A 21,079-nucleotide genomic window follows, 5' to 3' on the forward strand; every position below is an offset into this window, starting at 1 on the left:
CAACGCCCCCTTGCGACGATATGTTGCACGCATGTGAAGCGAAGTGGGGACACGATAGCGGACGTTTGCGCATGCAGCCCTTGCGTGTGCGATTAGACTGGAGCACCTCCATGACTGAACCTGCCCAGCAGCAGCAGCAGCAATCCAGACCCAAGCGGCCGCTCTGGAGGCGTCTGCTCCGATGGATGATTCTGGCTGGTCTGACGCTGGTGTTCCTTGTTCTGCTGGTGCTCGGAGGCGGGCTGTGGTACGCGAGCCACAATCGTGTGCGGATCGCCAACCGCGCTCTGGAAACCGTGGGACCGTTCCGCGGCCGCCTTGAGGCCGTGGAACTCGATCGACTGGGCAACTTCGACGTGCGTGGACTGGAGCTTGTGAACAAAGCTTCCGGCAAAACCGTCGTGCGGCTGCCGAAGATCAGCGGGAAATTCGAGTGGGGTGCCCTGCGCTCGAATGCCGTCGAGTCCCTCGTGCTTGAGAATGCGGAAATCCATCTCGATGAGATGGCACTCAAGTCCTTCATGCCGGCAAAGGATGCAGCGAACGCCACAGGATCCACTGAAGGAGCGAAGGGATTCGCAGGGCTGCGTATCGATCACCTGCAACTGAAGGACGCGAAGGTCAGCTTCACCGACAAGGACGGGACACGCCATGAAGTGGAGATGGACTACCTCGCGAACAAGCTGCAAGTGGACGCCCAGGGCCTGCTCAACAGTGGCGAGCAGCAACTGACCATCTCCCACGAAGACCTCGACGTGGAACATGCCCCCTACGGCGTGCGTTTGCTGGAGGCAAAGGGACGCATTAAGAACGGCGTGGTGGATCTGGATGAGGTGAATGTGCAACAGCCAGTGCTTCATGCCACACCCCAAATGCTGGGCGAGTTTGGCATGGATGCCCGCACCGGATCCGCGGCACCCACCACGCTGCCAACCAACGGACCGATGGCACTCGCAACTCCCGGGCTCATTCGCGGCATCCGTGTTGGAAAATTGGCCGTCAAGGATCTCTCCGTGAGTGCCCATGGCTTCGCTCCCGGAAACAGCACGGGAATCGTGATCCCGGATGCCGGCATCGTGATCCCACGCTATGAGGCTGACGACCTGGCATGGAACCCGGGCGACCAACTCCAGGCTGGTGCGCAGCGGCTGCTGTTCCAGGATCTAAGCATTGTCTCGGAGACAGATGACGGGGCGCTGAGGATTCGGGAATTGAGCGTGGCGCTGAATCCCAAGGAAGATGGTCAGCCCTGGACCATCCGCTACCTCCGTGTGAATGACCCAACCATCTATTGGACCCGTGGACTTCACCAAGAACTACAGGAAAAGGCAGTGGAGTTTGGCCTGGGAACGAAGTCTGCCGCAGTTGAGGGTGATGCTCCTGCTGACTCCTCGTCTGCAGTCCCCGGCAATGCAGAAGCCAGCGCAAGCACGGTGCGCATCATGAAGGCCGGCATCACAGGGGCCACGGTGAAAATCTCAGATCTGGAGCTCATGCCTTTTGATCTGTCTGCCAAGGCCGGGCTGATGCTCACGGAGATTGAATTTGGAGCACAGGGTTGGAAGTCGCAAAGCTTCCAATCGCTGGAGGTGACGGAGGGCAGGCTGCAGTTTCCCACGAAGAAGGGCGAGCAGGCTTACATGCCCTTCTTCGAGCTTCCTGCCGGAGAGCTGGTGATGAAACCGGATGAGTGGAATGCCAACCGGAAAGTCGCCCGTCTTTTGCTGGAGAAGCCTGTGGTGCGGCTCCGTGAGGGCAACACTCCCTGGATCGCTCATCAATATACGCTGGAGGGTCCGCCTTACCCGGTGCCCACACCATCCACTGCGAAGGCGGAAACCTCAAAACCACCTCCACCATCTCCCGTGGAGGAACAGCCTCTCGTGGGACCGCCACGACCGATCGAGCAACCGTGGTGGAAGCGGCTTCACTACGGCCAGCTCGCTGTGAAGGACGGGTTCGCGGATCTGGTACTCTTCCTGCCACGACCGGTGGATATGCAGGCGAAGGTGAACATCACCACCGAGCGGACCACGACTGGCGGCAGCCGGCACCATGTGCGCATCGAGGACTTCGCGGGAAAGCTGCCCACGCTCTCCAAGCTGCCCTTCCCCGTGCTTCAGGCAGGCGTGCTGGAGGGATCCGTGCTCCTGCCGGAAATGTGGAGCCAGCGACGCATTGAAGAACTGAAACTCACCGGGGCGAACATCGAGGTGGGTGAGGCTCTGATGAAACTTTTCGAACCGGAGAAGAAGCCGAAACCCAACGAGAACACCGGTGCAACCGCGGACACACCTTCGGAAGTTTCAATCACCACCACGCACGGGGAACCATGGCGTGTGGGCCATCTTCAGGTGGCAGACAGTTCTGTCTCGTTGCAGCACATCGTCCCGGGATCGGAGTCCGTTCACTTTGGGCTCGCCTTCGAAGTGAACGAATCGCCGCTATTGATGGAGGACATTCTGAAGGACTCCACGCCGCAACGCGTCGAGCTGGCAAACATCCGCATCCCTTCAGTGCAGGATCCCTCACGCTCCGTGGCCGAGCTGGAGAAGATTGCCATCTCCCTCAGCTTGCAGGGGCTTGCTCGCAAGGAGGTCGACCACATCGAGATTGTGAGCCCCACGCTCTATGTGGGCGAGGATCTTTTCTGGTATGTGGACTACTATCGCAAGTACATGGCAGCGGGCGCCCGCCCTTCGCCAGACAGCCCCCAAATAGTCGCTGCCAGTGACGATTTCGAATTCGAGGTCTCCAGCGCTGTCATCGAGAGTGAACCGCCCCTGAGCGAGGCCGCATGGAGCATCAAGCGACTACAGGTGCATGATGGAAAATTGGTGATCGCCCCGAAGGGCAAGCCGCTTTTCAAGACTCCCTTCCCCTTCAGCGTAGATACCGAAGTGACGCGAGGCACGCTGCAAGCCGACCTCGCCATTCCGCCAGACACCTACCCCATCCCACAGATCAATCTCAAACTCGTGGGCATGCGCGGTAATGTGCAGTTCAACCTGCCCTTCAAGCAGAAGGACAACAACCTCACGGAAACCTTCGAGGTGGACAGCATCCAGTACGAGGACTTCAAGACGGGAAAGGCCTTCCTCACTGTGACCTATGACAAGGCGGGTATCTACGCGAAATTCGGCGCCGAGGCATACGAGGGCTATCTCAACGGTGAAGCGAATGTCTACCTCAGCGACAGCTACCACTGGGACGGTTGGATCACTGGCAAGGATGTGCAGACCAAGTACCTCGCGGAGATCATGACGCCGACCTACTTCTACATGGAAGGAAAGGTGGAAACCTCGCTGGTGGCCCAGGGAAGCATGATGGAGCTCTACCAGGGAGACGCGTCCTTCAAGAACCTGACTCCCGGCAAGATCAGCATCAAAGCCCTGGATGATGTGATCAAGGACCTGCCCAAGGTGTGGGATCCCCTGAGGCAGCAGATCACCAAGATAGGACTGGAAACCATGCGTGACTTCGCCTATGACCGGGCGGAAATGAAGGCGCGCTTCTACGGACGCGAAGGTAATGGGTACTTCCGGTTTGTGGGCCCCCAAGGGTCACGCAACTTCGACATCAACGTATACGACCACCGATGGACCGACGACAAGGAGGCCAAGACAACGTCCCCATGACCCAGGATGCCTTGACGCCAATCCCCCGGAAAGTCTCGCAAGCCATGCTGGCGTTTCTGCTTCTGGGCCTCTCCTCTTGCAAGTCGTTCAAGGTGGACCTTCAATCACCGGAACCCATCAAGGTGGATGTGAACATGCGCCTGGATGTCTACCAGTACAAAGGTGACGAGCCTGAGAAGCCCAACGAAGAGCAAGCACGCTACGATGAGGCGCAGACCCGCATCCGCAATCGCCTCGCAGAAATCCAGACCTTCAAAAACAACGGCCTGGTGGGCGAAGACCATCGCGGACTGCTTTTCCTTCGCGAAAAACCCGCCGGGGAATGGGGAGACCGTGTGGAGAAGGAGGTCAATGAGGAGAACGAAGACCGCAACCTCATGATTCGCCACGAAGCCAAGGCCAGCAATCGTGCCATGCATGAAGTGCAGGAGGAATTCTGGAAGCAACGCACGAATCGAGCCTTCCATGGCGAGTGGATCGAAGTTGCCGGAGACAAACCAAACACCTTCAAATGGGTGCAGTCCGACGGCCCACGCGAGAAACCCACGGCAGATGCCACCGGCGGCAACAAGCCAGCCGCCGGCACCACGCAGTCCGCTCCCGGGAGCTGAGTTCCTACCTCAGTGGCAGAGGATTCGCGTCCACGGGCGGAGACTTTTCGCCGATGTAGACGGGCTCGCCCAGCATCTTGGGCTCGGTCTTGAGGAACTCGACATCGAGTACCGCCATCACGCGGGCGATGGTCTCGCGGGCATATTGTTTCCACATGATGGCGCCAGTGGCATCCGTGGCATTGAAGGCGACACACTCGGACAAGCCGTTGCGGTGGGCGATGTAGATGGCCCGCTCGTTGTGATACTTCTGGGAGATAATGGTGAACTCTTTCTGGCCAAATACCTTCCGGGCACGAATGACACTATCGAGAGTGCGAAAGCCCGCATAGTCACAGTAGATCTTCGTGGCTGGCACGCCGAGGGCGATGAGCGCCGCCTTCATCTCACTGGGCTCGTCATAACCATTGCGGGAGTTGTCTCCGCTGACAATGAGGTAGCGAACTTTCTGCTCCTTATAGAGGTTTGCGGCTGCCAGCATGCGAGCCTTGAAGAACTGATTGCTGCGACCATCCGTCTTCGGCACGGTACCGAGGACCAGGCCGCACTCCCTGCTCGGTATGTCGGCAATATTGTCATACACCTTGCCCCGCGCCATGCCCCATACCGCAAAGTAGAAGGCGGTGATGGCAATGGCCAGGTGGGTCCCCAGCACCATGATGCGCACCAGCCAGCGTTTCAGGAATTTGTCGAACCAGACCATCTCGCCATGGATCCACTCCCCGAGGGAACGCCGCTCTGGCCTCGCTCCGGTAATAGACGCCGCCACGCCAAATTTCGCGCGACCACCTTGGACCTTGGAATCTTGACGCATGCGCTAGCATCCTGCTCCATGCGAGCGTTGGTTCAACGGGTTTCCACTGCGGAAGTACTTATCGACGGGAAGTCAGCGGCCCGAATCGGGGCTGGTTTGCTTGTCCTGCTGGGCATCGAAGAAGCAGATCAGGATGAGGACATCGAGTGGCTGGCCGGAAAACTCGCCCGGCTGCGTATCTTTTCCGACTCAGAGGGCAAGATGAACGCCTGCATCACCGAGATCGGCGGTGACGCACTGGTAGTGAGCCAGTTCACGCTGCACGCAAGCACGAAAAAAGGCAACCGCCCCAGCTTCATCCGGGCGGCAAGACCGGAGGCAGCGATCCCACTTTACGAAAAGTTCCTTGCCCGTCTGGAGGGGGAAATCGGGAGACCGGTGGGACGTGGGGTTTTCGGGGCGGACATGAAAGTATCCCTGGTGAACGATGGCCCCGTGACGATCTGGATGGACACGAAGGCCAAGGAGTAGGACCATTGAGCAAATCCGCCCTTCGGGCGTCCAAGTCCAGCATGATCGGGTCAGGCGTTGCAAAGACGGTGGACCCATGTATTCTCTGCGCCCAAAATGACCCCTGTGGAACATTTTTTCCTGCGTCCTGCAACGGTGATGTTGAGCATGCTGTTGCTATGCTCCAGCGCGGGTGGTCTGGCGGTGGGTGCTGAGACGACGACCAAGAAGAAGGCGTCTGAGGAAGAGGAGTCTGGCAAAAAGTCCACCAAGGGTGGCAGCAAGACTACCACCACACCTTCCTCCTCCGGTGGAACCAAGTCCACCCCTGAGAAGACCGAGAAGACCGCTCCTGCCACGACCACCAAGTCAGGCAGCAAGTCCTCCAAGGGCAGTTCTTCGTCGTCGAACACTGCTGCGAACACTGCCAAGAAGGAAGAAAGCAAGCCCAAGACCGAGCCTGCACCGGCCCCGAAGCCAAAGATCATCGCCAAGGTTGATCCCCCCAAAGAGGAGCCCAAGACCAAAGAATCCGAAAAATCCAAGGACAAGGAGTCCACGAGCAAAACGGCCGACAAGACCGTGAAGCCGGAGTCAAAAACGGAGCCTGCCAAGCCCGCAGAGCCGAGGGATGTGACCTCCACCTCCAAGGCAACTTCCCGGGAAATGGACCCGAAGGAGAAGCCGGATTCCGAGTTCGGCCATGAAACCGAGGCCGATAAGAAAGCTAGATCCGAGGCTGCAAAGGGAAGCAAGACGGCGGCTGCAGTAACCACCAGCAGCGACATCTCTGGCTGGGAAATCCTTCACTATCAAGGTGCTGACTACGTCACAGCAAATAGCATCCACCGCTTTTATCGGTTCCACAATCTGGAAGCGGACGGCAATCGCGTGTCCTTCACCTCACCCGTGCTCATCATGCGGGCCACGATTGGCAGCCAGGACCTCCTCATCAACAATATCAAGTTCGTGATGAACGACCCGGTGCTGGAACTCAATGGCAAGCCCTGTTTCTCACGGCTGGACCTGTGCAAGCTTATCGACCCCGTTCTACGCCCCAGCTATATTAATACCAGCAGCGGCTTCGACACGGTGGTTATCGACCCGGGTCACGGCGGACATGACTCTGGGGCACGGGGCATCTACGGATACGAGAAGGATTTCGCCCTGAAACTGGCCTTTGCGTTGAAGTCACAGCTTGAGGCTCAAGGCATTCGGGTAGTGATGACCCGCACGACAGACACCTTTATCTCGCTCGGCGGCCGCGTACAGTTCGCCAACAAAGTCCCGAACAGCATCTACGTGAGCCTGCACTTCAACTCCGGGCCAAGCACCGGAACGGGTATCGAGACCTTCGCCCTGACACCTCAAGGTGCATCGTCCGTATACGGCTCGCGTACAGTCGACGCCTACTCCTTCAACGGGAATCAGCGTGACTCGGAGAACATTGCCCTTGCCACCGCCATCCATGCCTCCGTGGTAAATCACTTCAAGCTCGTGGACCGTGGTGTAAAACGCGCTCGCTGGTACGTGCTGAAGGGTTTGGAGCGTCCCGGAGTGCTTTTTGAGGGCGGATTTGTCACCAGCCCGGTCGATGGCCGCCTGATCGCCGCCGACAATTTCCGTAGAGAGATGGCCGCGACCCTGTGCCAGGCCATCATGAACTACAAAAGGGCCCTCCGTCCCAGCGGTGTCCGGCCCATGGGCTCAAGATGAGATAACTTCTCGATAGGCCTTGTGCTTACCGCCGGAGTGACTTAGTCTACCCGCCCACTCACGAAAAAATCGCTGAAGGCATGATCTGCTCGGTGCCGGTATGCGACACTTGCGTGCCCCGAACATGACTGAAACCCAACCTTCCGCTTTTCGACGTTTACTCTCTGGAGTTTTCACCACTGCCCGTCAGTGGGTGGACAACGACTACTGCACCACCGAGGAACAGGCCCACGCCAAAGATCGCGTGGACTGGAAACGGTGCCTTCCCTTCATCATCATTCACGCTGGCTGCTTCGCCGTGATCTGGGTGGGCTTTAGCTGGTTCGCGCTCGCTGCGGCGGTGCTTCTCTATTTCGCCCGCATGTTTGCCATCACGGCATTCTACCACCGGTACTTCTCACACCGCACCTTCCGCACCTCGCGCTTTGTGCAGTTCATTTTCGCTGTCTGGGGCAATACCGCCATGCAGCGTGGTCCCCTCTGGTGGGCAGCTCATCATCGCCACCACCACCAGCACTCGGATGATCATCCGGATGTGCACTCCCCCACCCTCAAGGGTTTCCTCTGGTCGCACATTGGCTGGATCACCAGCCCGAAGAACTTTCCGACGGACTACAGCCGCGTGAAGGATTTCATGAAGCACCGCGAAATCGTTTTCCTCAACCGCCACGACGTGCTGGTCCCCGTGCTCTACGGCATCTCGCTCTGGCTTATCGGCTGGGCTCTTCAGACCTGGGCTCCCGGACTTGGCACGAGCGGCGCACAGCTCTTCGTGTGGGGCTTCTTCATCAGCACCGTAGCCCTCATGCACGGCACCTTCTTCATCAACTCGCTGGCCCACGTCTTCGGCAAACGCCGCTTCAAGACGGAAGACACCAGCCGCAACAGCCTCTTCCTTGCTCTCCTGACCCTGGGTGAAGGCTGGCACAACAATCACCACCGCTACATGCACTCTGCGAAGCAGGGCTTCTACTGGTGGGAAATCGACGTCAGCTACTACATGCTGAAGATCTTCTCCTGGATGGGCCTCATCTGGGACCTGCGTCCGGTGCCCGCGCACATTTACGAAGAAGCGCGCCTCCACGCACAGAATCCTGACGCATCCCACCGCTGATGCGCCGGCGTGAACTCGAGGCGTGTCTGGATCACCAGACGCGCCTCAAAAGTTTACGCCACATGAGCCGCCCGCATCTTGCCATCACTGTTATGGGAGCCGGCATTGCCAGGCTGAACTGCGGCAACGTATGACATAGCAATCCGCCAGCCAATCGCCTCGTGTGCTGCTGAACTGTCTCGTTCAATCGCTTCTCGGTGCCCGCACCTGCTCCACAACTCATTATTGGATGCGCACGCTCCAAGGAGGCGTCAGGCAAGGCGAATTACTCACGCGCCTGAATGCAAGCGAGCTGAGCGGGCCACGTCCACCCTCACGCATCCGCTCTTCATCCTGACAACGGCAGCTGTGCAGAAGGACCTACCGGAACTTCGTCGCAACAAGGACCTGTCATACCACCACGACGCCGCTGCGAATGAGCACGAACAGCTGATGAGGCACACTTCTCTGCCGGTGGTCTGATACGCACCACAGCGTGCTGCTACCGCGAGCCGGAAGAACAAGCTCCGGCAAAAGCACGTGGCCTGCCGAAGCTCATGAGGATGGCCGGGGGATTCCGGTAGACTACCGCGACTGCGGCATCATGCGTCCCATGCCGGCGCCGCTTTCGAAGGAGCGGGGACGGTTCCACGGCAGGCCGCTGGAATCATCGCTGGGCGGTACGGGCACCTTCTTCTTGGGCTCGTCCGTGGCGGCACAGCCAATTGCGGAAAAGGCCACAAGGCACAGGAGAAAGCTTTGCAGGAGCCGACGCAGATTCACTCGCTTCATACGTGACGGAGCATAATCGCGTTACTCTCCTGCGCAAGAGCCAGACTGCCCCTTGTGCCCTTTCCTGACGTCCCTCCTGCGGTCGGGGGAATGATGGAGGTCTGCGAAGGCAAAAAGACGCCCGGGCTGGTCAGCCCGGGCGCGCAAATCTTTATCGCAGGTATTCGCCGTTGGCTTACTGGTACAGCGTTTCGAGAATGACACGGTCCCCGGGGGAGATGGCCACGCCGTTGCGGACGGATTTCATGTCGATATTCGCCAGCGTCTTGCTCTGGTCCACGGACACAATCTGCAGGCGGCCGATGGGCTGGTTGCCACGGGTCACGAGGAGCTTGGTATCCACCGTGATGCCCTTGTTTTCGCCGCCTTCGATGACCACGAAGCCCCAGTCGTTGTTCACGGCCACGATGGTGGCGGAGAGGGAGTTGCGGTCGAAGGACTTCTTGCGGGTCTCAATGCTTTCCACGATGTCGGAAAGCTGGCTCTGAACTTTCTTGAGTTCGCCTTCCTTGGCATCGATCAGCTCCTGGGTCTTGGAAGCCTTCGTCTGGTTGTCCGCGATTTCCTTCTTGATGCTGTTCATCACTTCCGGAGCCTTCTCAATGGAGAAGCCGGGAGGAAGGTCCTTGGCAATCTTATCGATCTCCGTCTTGTACTCCGAGATCTTGGTATTGGCGGCCTCGACGTCCTTCTGGGTGCGCTCGGCTTCGGCTTCCGCATTGCGGAGCTTGTTCTTGGCCAAGTTGAGGCGTTCCTCTTCATTCGTGATTTCCATGTTCGCCGTGGCGACCTTGTTCTTCGCGGTCTCGGCTTCGGTCGCGAGCTTGTCCGCGTTGGCGCGTTCCACCTTCAGCTTGGTATCGCTTTTGTGCCTCTCGGTGCGGAGGTTTACCAGGGACTGGTTGTTCTGGTAGGAGATGACAATAGCGACCACCATTACGACGGCGCTGAGCATGAAGAGGACTTTGGTCATGGCTTCGGAAAAAGGGGCGGAAGGACTGCGCGAAAGAAAGGAGGCGGCTGATTAGGGCTTCGGGGCGAAGGGGTCAGCACCAGCAGGAGGTGTGGTCGGAGCAGGAGCAGGGGCGGGAGCCATGCCGCCAGCAGGAGCGGGGGCAAAAGGATCCGCTGCGGAGGGGGCTGCGGGAGCAGCAGGGGCTGCCGGAGCCATGCCGCCAGCGGGAGCGGGAGCAAAGGGATCCGCCGCGGCTGGGGCCGCAGGAGCAGCAGGGGCTGCCGGAGCCATACCACCACCAGGAGCAGCAAAAGGATCTGCACCAGGAGCAGGGGCAGGAGTGGCACCGCCAGCAGGGGCGGGAGCACCAGGATCAGGTGCAGCCGTGGGAGCGGGAGCAGGAGCGGGAGGCTGCGGTGCAGCCACCACGAGGTCGCCGGGGCGAATTGTCTCACCTTGGGCCAATGTGCCGGGCACCACATCCGCCACGGACGAGGCTTGCTCCACGTCGCGGACCTTCAGCTTGGCGACGACGTAGCGACCGCGCTTCACATCCAGTATTGCATTGGCAATCATGCCACCGAGGTTGCCCTTGTTAAGGATCACGAAACCGAACTCATTGAACGGGGCGGAGACGCGGGCGGTGAAGTCCGGGGCGAGGACACCAGCGCGCATGCGCTTCTGAACTTCGCCCATGTTTCCGATTTCCAGCGTCACCTTCTTGATCTTCTCATCCGCGAAGGCGAGTTGCTGATCCTTGTTGGTCACTTCAGCGACGGAGGCTTCCTTCTCCTTGTTCAGCTTCTCGATGTCGGCCACCAGCAACTTGATGTCACCAGCTTTGCGGATCTGCTCTTCGAGCTGGGTGAGCTGCTTGGAAACCTCCTCGTGGCTCTTCTTGAGAAGCTCCACCTCAGCCTGCTTGGCGGTGGTGTTGGTATCCACTTCGGTGACCTGGGACTTGATCTGGTCACGCTTGGTCTCGGCCGTTTTGAGCTCCTCGTCACGCTGGGTCTTCACCTCAGCGATTTCCTTCATGAGAGCGTCTGTTTTCTCAAGATTGCTCTTGGCACGGTCGCCCATGACACGCTCCTGCTCGTGAACGCCCCTGTTGAGGTTCGCAAAATAAGCACCCGCGGCCAAGGCGAGCGCGGAGAAAATGGACAAAACTTTCCAGAGCATGTGAGGAACAGCAGGTTAAATCGGCAGAGAAATTTGTGAATTGGATCCTTTTCTATCCAAAAGCCTCCCCTGAGACAACATAAAAAGTGCGACTCAAGAGCGGTGGCGGGACCTTTTTTGCGCATCATTGCGCTAGAATGGCAATTCCCGTTTGAGTTCAACGCGGTGCGTGCCATGCTGAGCGCGTCAGGGACCGTGGATGGCAAGCTGGCGAACCCCGCCAGGGCCGGAAGGCAGCAACGGCAGTCAGTCTTTCCTTGCCGCGGCTCCCTGGCCTTTTTTTTGAAATTTGCACGAACGGTGCACCTCGTGGCTTGGGCACCAGAGTCTGTTTTGCCCATTGCCGGCGGATTTCATGGCAATAAGTGTCTGGCTACTCCGTTCCACGGGCCAGCTATGAAGTCCGTCGTCCTCTCTGCCGCTTTTATCACCGTTGGATTGCTGTCGTCGCCCCTCGCCGCTGCAGATGCCCCGCTGCTGGCCGTGCCAGGGAAGATCATCCTTGAAAGCAAACTCGACACTGCACCGGGAGCCCCGTGGCGCGCCGTCAAAGGTGGCTGGGAATTGAAGGAGGGAGCGTGGCGCGGTTCGGAGAAAGCGGAGGACAAGCACGGCGCCGTCACCCGCATGAACACGAAGCTGAAAGACTTCGTCATCGAGTACGAATTCAAGTTTGAAGGGGCCAAGTCCACCAGCCTCAGCATCAATGCCGTGAAGGATCACATGGCCCGCATCGCCATCACCCCGAACACGGTGTCTATTCAGCGGGATGACAATGACCACGAAGGACCGGACAAAGCCGTGGTCTTCGCGCGCATTTCCGTGAATTTCCAGCCTGGCACCTGGCACAAGGTGCGTCTGGAAATGGTGGGCGACACCCTGCTGGGCAAAGTGGACGACCTGGTGGCGTGGGGCAGCAACGACCTCTTCAAGCAAGAGCGGGCGAACCCCGGCTTCACGGTGGGAGGGCAGTCGGTGGACTTCCGCAATCTCACGATCCGCGAGGCGACGCTCAATCCCGAGTGGGAGAAGGTGAAGACGACCCTGCCCGCACCCGGCAGCCAGCTTGCCGCCGCGCCGACACGCAAAGGAGCGGCCCGTCCAAAGAAGTCTGAGTAAAAGACATCACTGCCCATGAGGCGACGCGGGAATGCGTCGCCTTTTTTATTGCCTCAGAAAAGAACCCTGCGGGTGGGGCCATCCGGCGTATGCCAAACGATGCATGCAAGACCGACCACCCCCCATGGACCCGGAACTGACCCATTTGGATGACCTCTATCATGCTCACTGGCGCCTCAAGATTATCAGGCACCTCATGACCACTCACCGGGCCTCTCCGTGGAAGGGCAGTGTGGCGTGGCGACTCCAGGAGGCGGACTACCTCCAGAGGCTCGCATCCGCGGAAGATCAGCTCGTCTTGTGCCGGCAAAAGCTTGCCGACTTTCATCGACGGCAGGAAGAAACACGCGGTCATGCTGGTGCTGGGAGAGACGGCTACAAAGAGTCCGCAGCTTGAGCCGGATGGGAGAATGACACGGTGAAGGTGACCCACACGGAGCACTGAACCTTTTCCGGGGCCTGAGACACGAGGGATGCATCCGAGACGTTTGCTTCCCGCTCCATGCATCGCTGCCGCCATTTTTCCCAACTGCTGCTCCCCGCATTCCTAATCGCCGCTCCCGCGGGAGCGCAGGATCAGTCGCCCGTCCCTGGAGAATCGCCGAGGGTGAAGGAAGGCCTCGTGCTCTCGCTGGACGCCAGCGTGCAGGCATCGCTGAGGCAGGCATCCTCGCTACCGCCTCTGCTGAACCGCCGGGCGGTGGATGCATGGCTCGATGACGCGAAAGGCCAGGCGCATGCAGTGCAGCCGGTGGCGGATCGCAGGCCGGTCCTCGTGAGCAATCAAGATGCGGCGTTCCTGCGTTTCGATGGGAAGGATGATTTCCTGTCCGTCACGCCGGGAAGGCAACTCGCTCCTGAGGTCACAATCTTTCTACTGGCGGCGCCGAAGAAAAATAGCGGGACGTTCTCCGCCCTGCTTTCCACAGCAGAGACCGGCAAGAACGACTACACCAGCGGGCTGAATGTGGATCAGGGTCCGGCCACCACGGATGGGCTGAGTGTGATCAATGTGGAGTCCGCAGGCGCAGCGGGATTTCGTGATCTGCTGGTGCCCGGCATCTTGGGAGCGGCGGAGCGGCCCTTTGGCGCGTTTCATGTGTTCACGATTCGTTCACGCATCGGCAAGACAGGCAATGAGGTCTTCGTGGATGGCATCAAAGCCGGTGACCGCGAACGCCTGGAGTCCCACATCGGCCTGGATCAAATCACCGTGGGAGCGCGACGCTATTCACATGATGCGGGGCAGCCTCCCTATGTGCAGGGATTCTTCGCAGGGGACATGGCAGCGGTGCTGATCTACAATCGCGCGCTGACAGATGCGGAAAGGGACAAGGTTGAGCAGCAACTCATGGCGAAAATGCCGGCCCTGCACGCACTCTCCGATGGGGTGCAGGGACACGCGCTCGAAGTATTGGAGAGCCCGCCGCTGGTGCAGATGCTCGTGCCTGGATTCACCGTGGAGGAGCTGCCGCTACGCATCGGGAATCTGAACAACATCCGCTACCGAGCTGATGGCAAGGTGGTGGCGCTCGGTTATGATGGGCGCATCCATCTCCTGAGCGATACCAATGGGGACGGACTGGAAGATCGCAGCACACCGTATTGGGATCAGACGACAATGCGTGGCGCACTGGGCATCGTGGTTTCCGAAAAGGGCGATCCCCATGGCAAGGGTGTGTTCGTGGCCAGCAAGGGCAAGGTATCCTTCTTCCCCGATGCCAATGACGATGATCGTGCTGACGGAGAGAAGGTGATTGCCTCCGGCTGGAAGGAAACTTTTCATGGCGTGGACACGATTGGCCTCGCAAGAGATCCCAAGGACGGCTCGCTCTACTTTGGTCTTGGCTGCACCAACTTTGCGGACGGCTATCTCATGGACCGGAACACGGGCAAGTCAGGCTATGACGTGCGCGGAGTGCGTGGAACGATCCAGCGGCTGAGTGCGGACTTTTCCCAGCAGGAGACGATCTGCAGCGGTGTGCGGTTTACGTGCGCGCTGGCCTTCAATCGCGCAGGAGACCTTTTCGCAAGCGAGCAGGAGGGCGCGACCTGGTTGCCCAACGGCAATCCCTTCGATGAACTCCTGCACATCGAGCGTGGGAAGCACTATGGCTTCCCGCCCAGGCATCCCAAGCATCTGCCAGACGTGGTGGATGAGCCCGCCGTGATGGAGTATGGCCCGCAGCACCAGAGCACCGTGGGCATGGTTTTCAACGAGGGCGTGAACGGTGGTCCGTCGTTTGGCCCCAAGTTCTGGGCAGGCGATGTCATCATGTGCGGCGAGTCACGTGGCAAACTCTGGCGCACCAAGCTGGTGAAGACGCCACAGGGATACGTGGCGCAAAATCATCTCCTTGCCTGCCTGGGAATGCTGCTTGTGGATGCGTGCGTGACGCCCCAAGGAGACCTGCTGCTGGCCTGCCACAGTGGTCCTCCGGATTGGGGCACCGGGCCCGCGGGCGAAGGCCGCCTCTTCAAGATTCGCTATCTGGGAAAAGAAACTCCGCAACCAGTGATGGCGTGGGCTTCGGCCTTGGATGAGTTTCGGATTGCCTTTGATCGCAAACTCGATCCCGCGGACTGGGCGGCCGCGCTGAAGAAGATTCGCATCGAAGCCGGGCAATTCGTCAGCGCCGGGGACCGCTATGAGACCGTGCGTCCCGGCTACCAAGTGGTGCGGGACCAAATGGGTGCCCCACGGCGCTGGGTGGAAGTGCTGGGTCTTTCCATGAGCCAGGATCAGCGGACACTCATTCTACGTGTGTCCAGGCAGACAGAGGCGGTGGGTTACGCGGTGACATTGCCGGTGCCACAGAAGTGGATCCCCAAGGGTGGCCTGGAACAAAAGGCAGAGATGGACCTGGCGCTCACCTTGAATGGAGTGGTCGGGAGTTCAAAGGCGGCCACGGGTGAAGCCACCACCTGTGTGCTGCCGCATCCTTCGGTGTTTGTATCAAAGGAACTTTCCCGTGGCTCTGCTGACCATGAAACGTTTTTTGAGAAGGTGACTGAAGGCGGCACGGTGTCCATGAGTGCTCTGGTGGACTCGTCCAATCCCTTTGTCCCAGCAGTCCAGCCGGGAGCGAAGCTCGACTGGGACGCCACGACAGACCCCTTTGTGAATGCGCTCTTCACGGTGTGCAGTGGTGGAAAGAGTGACGAAGTGCGGATCACTCACGACCTCGCGAACGCGGGAAGGCTCAAGCCTCTCAGTGTCACTGCGAGTGCTTTGTCATCATTGGGGGACCTTTACCTCGAAGGTCAGGGCCGAAAGCTCGCGCTGGGAACATCACGCGTCTATGTGCCATGGACCGCAGAAACCAGGAAGACGAGTGAAAAGGCGACACCTGCGCTCGCGAAAGTCCGCACCGATGTGAAAGGGAACTGGATGGAAGGGCGGCGGCTCTTCTTCGGTCAGGCCGCATGCTTCACGTGCCATACGTTGCGCGGGGAGGGACTCGCCTTTGGGCCGGACCTCACGAATCTCGTCCACCGGGATCGTGGCTCTGTGCTGCAGGACATCCTGCGTCCCTCCGCCACCATCAATCCCGATCAATTTGGCAGTGTGGTGAAGATGAAGGATGGCACCAGTCTCGCGGGCATCATCAGAGCCGGAGCAGGAGAGACGGTGAAAATTGGCCTGCCGGGCAGTGCGCAGATGGAGATGAGTCGCGACAAGGTGGCAGCCAACGAGCCCATGAAGATCTCGCTCATGCCAGAAGACTTCAGCAAGCGGTTGAGCGCCACGCAGCAAGAAGACCTGCTGACCTTCCTGCTGACGGCACCGTTGGAACCTGCGACCATCACGCGCGTGGATCCTCCTGCGCCTGCGCCACGTTCCTTGAAGGAAATGGCTTCCCTGCTGCCACCAACAGCGTCCGCTGAAATGCGTGCCACATGGAAGCCGCTACGCATCCTCCTTGTCATCGACACCAAGGACCACGGCATTGATGAGCATGACTATCCACTGTGGCTGGAGCGCTGGACGCGTCTGCTCTCCCTCGGTGAGAAGGTACAGGTGGATACCTGCGAAGGATTTCCAAGCGTTGAGAAACTCGCCAAAGCAGATGTAACGGTGTTCTACTCCCGAAACACAGGTTGGGATCTGCGGACCGCCAAGTTGCTGGATGACTATCAGGAACGTGGCGGCGGGCTCGTCTATCTCCACTGGGCCATTGAAGGCGGAAAACACGCCATGCCTCTCGCGGAGCGTGTGGGCCTTGCCTTCTCATTCTCGAAGTTCCGACATGGTGACATGGAACTTGAGTTCACAACTTCCGGGCACCCGATCACCCAGGGATTCAAGAAGCTGAAATTCACGGATGAGTCCTATTGGAACCTGCGTGGTGAACCCAGCCGCGTGTCATTGCTCGCCACTTCACAGGAAGATCAGGCACCGCAACCGCAGCTCTGGACCATGGAGCGCGGGAAGGGGCGTGTCTTTGGCTGCATCCCAGGACACTACACCTGGACGTTCGATGACCCGCTCTACCGTCTTCTCGTATTGCGTGGAATCTGCTGGGCGGCCAAGCAGGACGACGTCGAGAGGCTCTCTGAACTGTCCCTGATTGGGGCCCGTGTACAGCCCTGAATTGATCCTGCTGATCCAAGATTGCTTCCTTGCGAGAACGAATTATTTGGGAGCCGATCAATCGGGGTCTTCACGAGCGTTCAGTTTTCTGCTTTGCTCTCCCCGATCATGAACACTGACTCCAAGCCCGCTTTCTCACGCCGACGCTTCGTGGCCTCCGCAGGCCTCGTGGCTGGCACGATGATTACCCGCCCGCTCTTCGGTGCGGATGCTCCCAGCAACAAGCTGAACATCCTGCTTATCGGTGTGTGGGGCCGTGGCCTCGCGCACTACGATGCTCTCAGCGAAGAGAATGTGGTAGCGCTTTGCGACGTAAACGAAAAACGTTTCCCGGACGCGCTCAAGCGTTTTCCCAATGCGACGACGTATGTCGACTGGAGAAAGGCGCTGGATCACAAGGGCCTCGACGCCGTGGTGATCTGCACCACCGACCACACGCATGCATTCATCGCGAGCTGGGCCCTGAGCCGCAACCTCCACGTGTATTGCGAAAAGCCCCTCGCCATCACCGTAAATGAAGCCCGTGCCGTGCGTGCGAAATGGGAGGAAAAGAAAGGCAAGCTCGCCACGCAGGTGGGCATGCAGCGCCACGCACAGGCAAACTTCCGCCGTGTGCGCGAGCTCATCCATGACGGCGTCATCGGTGATCTCCAGGCCGCCTACGCGTGGGGCAACCGCCAGATCCGCCGCTCCGGTTATCTTCCTGCGGAAGGCACGCCTCCCGAGGGCTTCAACTACGATCTCTGGCTCGGACCTGCTCCCTATCGCCCCTACAACCCCGGCTACTTCAAGGGCGGTGCGGGTGCAAATTGTCTTGAATGGAACATGTTCTGGGACTTCGGCGCCGGCCAGATTGGCGACATGGGCAGCCACACCATGGACATTGTGTGGAACGTGGTGGATGCCAAGCTGCCAACCTCCGTCTCGGCGAAAGGTGAAGCCTTCAACTCGGACGTCACGCCCGTGGAATGCGAGTCGCACTTCGAGCATCCCGCCAATGACTGGCGCGGCCCCATCACGGTGAGCTGGTATCAGGGAGGCGTGATGCCACGTGCACCCAAGCCGATGATCGATCTCACCAAGATCGGCCACGGCGCGATGTTCAAGGGATCGAAGGGGTTCCTGATTTCCGACTTCGACACGCGCATGGTCCTGCCCTTCGGTGATGATGCCGATCTCACCTACTACAAGCCACGCACCAAGGAGACACTCATCCCGCCGGTGGGGCACTTCCAGAAGGAGTGGCTTGCCGCCTGCCGCGAACCCAGCAAGAAGACTTCCTGCGACTTTGGCTACAGCGCGGACATGATTGAGCAGATGCTGCTGGGCCTCGTGGCCTACCGTGTCGGTAAGAAGATTCAGTACGATCCGAAGACCGGCAAGAGCCCTGATACGCCTGAAGCGGACACCTTCATGGGCAAGCAGTATCGCGACGGCTGGACCATGGACGGCTAAATCCAAGCTTTAGTCGAGCGACGCAACCGCGGCCAGCTTCACGCTCGCCGCGGTTTTTTTATGCTATCGGGAAGGACAGCACGGCCTTTGGCATTATCCATGCAGCAATTATTTATGCGGTTCTTTTCGAAAGCATTCTATGCGACATCGAAAAAAGAACTGGCCGGATGAACCACTTTCCAGTAGCAAACCACCCTACTGTATGTCCGCAAAACTTCAGGCCCTTCGAGCTGATATCACCACGTTGGCGGTGGATGCGATTGTGAACGCTGCCAATACCACGCTGATGGGGGGAGGTGGTGTGGATGGCGCCATTCATCGCAAGGCAGGTCGCGAGCTGGTGAATGAATGTGCCACGCTCTATGGGTGCCGCCCCGGTGAGGCCAAGATCACCAAGGGGTACAAGCTTCCTGCCAGACATGTGATCCACACCGTGGGCCCCGTGTGGCGTGATGGCACACGGGGAGAAGCTCAAACGCTGGAGTTTTGTTATCGCAACTCGCTTCAGGTGGCGCGTGCTCATGGTCTGCGCACGCTTGCGTTTCCATGCATCAGCACCGGAGTCTATGGCTATCCTCCAGAGAAAGCGGCCAAGGTAGCCGTGGACACCGTGAGGGCCGTCACGGCGGAGCATCCGGACGCGTACGACGACATCACCTTCTGCTGCTTCTCGGATAGCGACCTGAATCTCTATCAGGAACTCTTGGCGGCCTGAGGTGTGGCTGGAATGCTGAGGAGTGCTTTTGATGCCCTGTCGCCCAGCTTCAGATAGAGCTTGCGCACATCTGCGCCTTTTGCCTGCTCGTGCAGTCTGCTGCTGAGGAAGACGTAGAAGGAGCGTGACTCGGGATCGATCCACAGGCAGGTGCCCGTGAAGCCGGTGTGGCCGAAGCTGGTCGCGCCAAAGTTTCCACGAGGCTTGCTGAAGGGAGTGTCCATGTCCCAGCCGAGGGCCCGCTTGTCCTGCATTCCGGCGGGTGTGTGCGGTGTGGTCATGAGACGCACGGTCTCCGGTTTCAGCACGCGCACGCCATCGAGTTCCCCGTTGTTCAGAATCATGCGCGCATAGCGGGAAACATCCGCCACCGTGCTGAAGAGCCCTGCGTGACCTGCCACACCGCCCATGCGCCGTGAGGTGGGATCATGCACCACGCCACGCAGCAGGATCTCGGTTTCGTCCTTTTCTGTCGGAGCGATGCGTGGACGCCATGAGGCAGGCGGATTGAACCCTGTGTCCTTCATCCCAAGCGGCTGGAAGATATGCTTCGCCGCAAAGACATCCAATGGCTCGCCCGACACGCGACGCACGATTTCACCCAGCAGGATGAAGTTGATATCACTGTACCGGAATTTTTCATCCGGGTCCGTGGTTGGGAAAGCCACACACGCCCAGCCCATGCCGCTGCTGTAGCCGGACCACGCAGGATTGCGGGGAAGCCCAGGCTTCAATCCTGACGTGTGCACCATGAGATGCCGCACCGTGATGCGCTCCCGCACCCCGCCGGCGAACTGAGGAATGTATGTGGATACGGGCGCATCCAGCTTCACCCTTCCCTGCTCCACCAGCAACATGATGCTGGGTGTGGTGGCGACCACCTTGGTCAGGGAGGCGAGGTCAAAAATCGTGTCCTGAGAGATGCTCTCTTTTTCCGGTGCCTTCGCGCGGAATCCATAGCAACCCTCCCGCCACACTCCCCGATGCTCCACGTGCCATGTGGCTCCTGCAATGACGCGGTCCCAAACGGCCTGATGAATCGCCTTGCTGAATTCCCGGGTGTACTTGCTGTCGAGCTGTTGAAGCGGGGGCGTGGCCGCTGTCTGTCCATGAAGCGCCGCTTTCGCCAGCAGCATCATGGCAAGTGCCAGTCCCAAGCTGCGACGTCCGCCTCTCATGACTCAGGCTGCTTCGTCTTGGCGCTGCGCAATAGACGTGCCGCCAGTTCCAAATCGGAGGGATAGGTGACTTTCAGATTGGGTAAGGGATTGTCCACCACGTGGATGGGCTCGTTCAAGAGCTGCACGGCGGAGACTTCGTCCGTGACCAGGAGGCCATCTTTCACCACATGCTCATAGGCGAGGCTGAGAAGCGCCTTGTCAAATACCTGGGGAGTCTCCATCACCCAGGCGTGCTCCCGATCGATGTCACCGGAGATCACCCCATGCACATCCGCGCGCTTGAGCGTTTCTGTCATGGGGCGTGCGCATACGGCAGCCTTGCAGGCACGAGCACGCTCAATGCAGCGCGTGATCTGCTCCGTGGTGATGAGTGGGCGCGCGCCATCGTGCACAGCCACGATATCGGTGTCTTCGCTCAGGCGTTTCAAGCCCTCGTAAACGCTCAGATAGCGCTGCACCCCACCCTCGCTGAGCGTGATGGGTTTTTTGAAGATGCCTAGCTCTGCCCAATCCAGCACCATCTCGCGCGTCGCATCGCCCACCACAATGAGAAGGGCGTCCACCGACGGGCACGCGTCAAAGGCCTCAATGGTCCAGCGCAACACAGGTTTACCGAGTAGATCGGCGGTCAGCTTGTGAAAACCCATCCGGGAACTGTTCCCGGCGGCAACGATGATGGCAGTGGTGGACATGGGAGCGGAAGCGTGGGGTTATTATGCTCCAATGAGCCGGGACAGGCAACCCTGCCGGGAGTCACTTTCAGC

Annotated in this window: 15 protein-coding genes and 1 other RNA gene; 10 read left to right on the forward strand and 6 right to left on the reverse strand. The window is 59.4% G+C overall.

The genetic code is table 11. The annotated features are described in order from the left end of the window. The first annotated feature begins 110 nt into the window (after window positions 1-110). Window positions 111-3,638 carry an AsmA family protein gene (locus tag DES53_RS24400; protein ID WP_170157360.1) on the forward strand — a complete coding sequence of 1,176 codons (3,528 nt, stop codon included), beginning with the start codon at window positions 111-113 and terminating at the stop codon, window positions 3,636-3,638. Continuing rightward, complete coding sequence (locus DES53_RS24405) at window positions 3,635-4,249, forward strand: DUF1318 domain-containing protein (RefSeq protein ID WP_170157361.1); 615 nt, start codon at window positions 3,635-3,637, stop codon at window positions 4,247-4,249. Before DES53_RS24400 ends, DES53_RS24405 begins: the two co-directional genes overlap by 4 nt. 4 nt (window positions 4,250-4,253) lie before the next feature. On the opposite strand, the gene DES53_RS24410 is transcribed toward DES53_RS24405, so the two are convergent. Continuing rightward, window positions 4,254-5,063 (reverse strand): SanA/YdcF family protein, encoded by an 810-nt coding sequence (locus tag DES53_RS24410; protein ID WP_211325668.1) that lies wholly within the window; start codon window positions 5,061-5,063, stop codon window positions 4,254-4,256. A gap of 18 nt (window positions 5,064-5,081) precedes the next feature. On the opposite strand from DES53_RS24410, the gene dtd reads away from it, so the two are divergent. The 3 genes from dtd (at window position 5,082) to DES53_RS24425 (ending at window position 8,343) form a co-directional block, all read left to right on the forward strand. After that, window positions 5,082-5,534, forward strand: a complete 453-nt coding sequence (gene dtd / locus DES53_RS24415) for a D-aminoacyl-tRNA deacylase (RefSeq protein WP_113960959.1) — start codon at window positions 5,082-5,084, stop codon at window positions 5,532-5,534. Window positions 5,535-5,630: 96 nt separating this feature from the next. Next, on the forward strand, window positions 5,631-7,229 hold the full coding sequence (locus DES53_RS24420; RefSeq protein ID WP_113960960.1) for an N-acetylmuramoyl-L-alanine amidase: 1,599 nt from the start codon (window positions 5,631-5,633) through the stop codon (window positions 7,227-7,229). A gap of 124 nt (window positions 7,230-7,353) precedes the next feature. Continuing rightward, the gene (locus tag DES53_RS24425; protein ID WP_113960961.1) at window positions 7,354-8,343 is read left to right on the forward strand and encodes an acyl-CoA desaturase; all 990 of its coding nucleotides are present in this window, start codon (window positions 7,354-7,356) and stop codon (window positions 8,341-8,343) included. 564 nt (window positions 8,344-8,907) lie between these two features. On the opposite strand, the gene DES53_RS24430 is transcribed toward DES53_RS24425, so the two are convergent. From DES53_RS24430 to DES53_RS33170, 3 genes are all read right to left on the reverse strand, one after another. Next, the gene (locus DES53_RS24430) at window positions 8,908-9,063 is read right to left on the reverse strand and encodes a hypothetical protein (protein ID WP_170157362.1); all 156 of its coding nucleotides are present in this window, start codon (window positions 9,061-9,063) and stop codon (window positions 8,908-8,910) included. Between the two features lie 226 nt (window positions 9,064-9,289). Next, window positions 9,290-10,087, reverse strand: a complete 798-nt coding sequence (locus DES53_RS24435) for a coiled-coil domain-containing protein (protein ID WP_113960963.1) — start codon at window positions 10,085-10,087, stop codon at window positions 9,290-9,292. A 51-nt stretch (window positions 10,088-10,138) separates the two neighbouring features. Next, complete coding sequence (locus DES53_RS33170; protein WP_170157363.1) at window positions 10,139-11,251, reverse strand: hypothetical protein; 1,113 nt, start codon at window positions 11,249-11,251, stop codon at window positions 10,139-10,141. Window positions 11,252-11,435: 184 nt separating this feature from the next. On the opposite strand from DES53_RS33170, the gene ffs reads away from it, so the two are divergent. The 5 genes from ffs to DES53_RS24470 all read left to right on the forward strand — a co-directional run bounded on the left by ffs (window position 11,436) and on the right by DES53_RS24470 (window position 19,134). Continuing rightward, an RNA gene (gene ffs / locus DES53_RS24445) (signal recognition particle sRNA small type) lies at window positions 11,436-11,530 on the forward strand. 117 nt (window positions 11,531-11,647) lie between these two features. Then, complete coding sequence (locus DES53_RS24450) at window positions 11,648-12,370, forward strand: 3-keto-alpha-glucoside-1,2-lyase-like domain-containing protein (protein ID WP_113960964.1); 723 nt, start codon at window positions 11,648-11,650, stop codon at window positions 12,368-12,370. A 502-nt stretch (window positions 12,371-12,872) separates the two neighbouring features. Beyond that, the gene (locus DES53_RS24460; RefSeq protein WP_113960966.1) at window positions 12,873-16,964 is read left to right on the forward strand and encodes a ThuA domain-containing protein; all 4,092 of its coding nucleotides are present in this window, start codon (window positions 12,873-12,875) and stop codon (window positions 16,962-16,964) included. Window positions 16,965-17,072: 108 nt separating this feature from the next. Beyond that, on the forward strand, window positions 17,073-18,419 hold the full coding sequence (locus DES53_RS24465) for a Gfo/Idh/MocA family protein (protein ID WP_113960967.1): 1,347 nt from the start codon (window positions 17,073-17,075) through the stop codon (window positions 18,417-18,419). 202 nt (window positions 18,420-18,621) lie between these two features. After that, on the forward strand, window positions 18,622-19,134 hold the full coding sequence (locus DES53_RS24470) for an O-acetyl-ADP-ribose deacetylase (protein WP_113960968.1): 513 nt from the start codon (window positions 18,622-18,624) through the stop codon (window positions 19,132-19,134). Here the strand turns inward: DES53_RS24470 and DES53_RS24475 are convergent. After that, entirely contained in the window at window positions 19,113-20,312 is a 1,200-nt protein-coding gene (locus tag DES53_RS24475; RefSeq protein WP_245958254.1) for a serine hydrolase domain-containing protein, read from the reverse strand. The two genes, DES53_RS24470 and DES53_RS24475, sit on opposite strands and share 22 nt — an antisense overlap. Then, entirely contained in the window at window positions 20,309-21,007 is a 699-nt protein-coding gene (ispD, locus tag DES53_RS24480; RefSeq protein WP_113960970.1) for a 2-C-methyl-D-erythritol 4-phosphate cytidylyltransferase, read from the reverse strand. Before ispD ends, DES53_RS24475 begins: the two co-directional genes overlap by 4 nt. Window positions 21,008-21,079 lie beyond the last annotated feature (72 nt).

It is taken from the genome of Roseimicrobium gellanilyticum, assembly GCF_003315205.1.
In the GTDB taxonomy this organism is placed as follows: domain Bacteria; phylum Verrucomicrobiota; class Verrucomicrobiia; order Verrucomicrobiales; family Verrucomicrobiaceae; genus Roseimicrobium; species Roseimicrobium gellanilyticum.

Bases quoted from the DNA above. Each gene is read 5' to 3' on its own strand.
- DES53_RS24400 (WP_170157360.1), top strand. From the start codon at position 111: ATGACTGAACCTGCCCAGCAGCAGCAGCAGCAATCCAGACCCAAGCGG.
- DES53_RS24405 (WP_170157361.1), top strand. From the start codon at position 3,635: ATGACCCAGGATGCCTTGACGCCAATCCCCCGGAAAGTCTCGCAAGCC.
- DES53_RS24410 (WP_211325668.1), bottom strand. From the start codon at position 5,063: ATGCGTCAAGATTCCAAGGTCCAAGGTGGTCGCGCGAAATTTGGCGTG.
- dtd (WP_113960959.1), top strand. From the start codon at position 5,082: ATGCGAGCGTTGGTTCAACGGGTTTCCACTGCGGAAGTACTTATCGAC.
- DES53_RS24420 (WP_113960960.1), top strand. From the start codon at position 5,631: ATGACCCCTGTGGAACATTTTTTCCTGCGTCCTGCAACGGTGATGTTG.
- DES53_RS24425 (WP_113960961.1), top strand. From the start codon at position 7,354: ATGACTGAAACCCAACCTTCCGCTTTTCGACGTTTACTCTCTGGAGTT.
- DES53_RS24435 (WP_113960963.1), bottom strand. From the start codon at position 10,087: ATGACCAAAGTCCTCTTCATGCTCAGCGCCGTCGTAATGGTGGTCGCT.
- DES53_RS33170 (WP_170157363.1), bottom strand. From the start codon at position 11,251: ATGCTCTGGAAAGTTTTGTCCATTTTCTCCGCGCTCGCCTTGGCCGCG.
- DES53_RS24450 (WP_113960964.1), top strand. From the start codon at position 11,648: ATGAAGTCCGTCGTCCTCTCTGCCGCTTTTATCACCGTTGGATTGCTG.
- DES53_RS24460 (WP_113960966.1), top strand. From the start codon at position 12,873: ATGCATCGCTGCCGCCATTTTTCCCAACTGCTGCTCCCCGCATTCCTA.
- DES53_RS24465 (WP_113960967.1), top strand. From the start codon at position 17,073: ATGAACACTGACTCCAAGCCCGCTTTCTCACGCCGACGCTTCGTGGCC.
- DES53_RS24470 (WP_113960968.1), top strand. From the start codon at position 18,622: ATGTCCGCAAAACTTCAGGCCCTTCGAGCTGATATCACCACGTTGGCG.
- DES53_RS24475 (WP_245958254.1), bottom strand. From the start codon at position 20,312: ATGAGAGGCGGACGTCGCAGCTTGGGACTGGCACTTGCCATGATGCTG.
- ispD (WP_113960970.1), bottom strand. From the start codon at position 21,007: ATGTCCACCACTGCCATCATCGTTGCCGCCGGGAACAGTTCCCGGATG.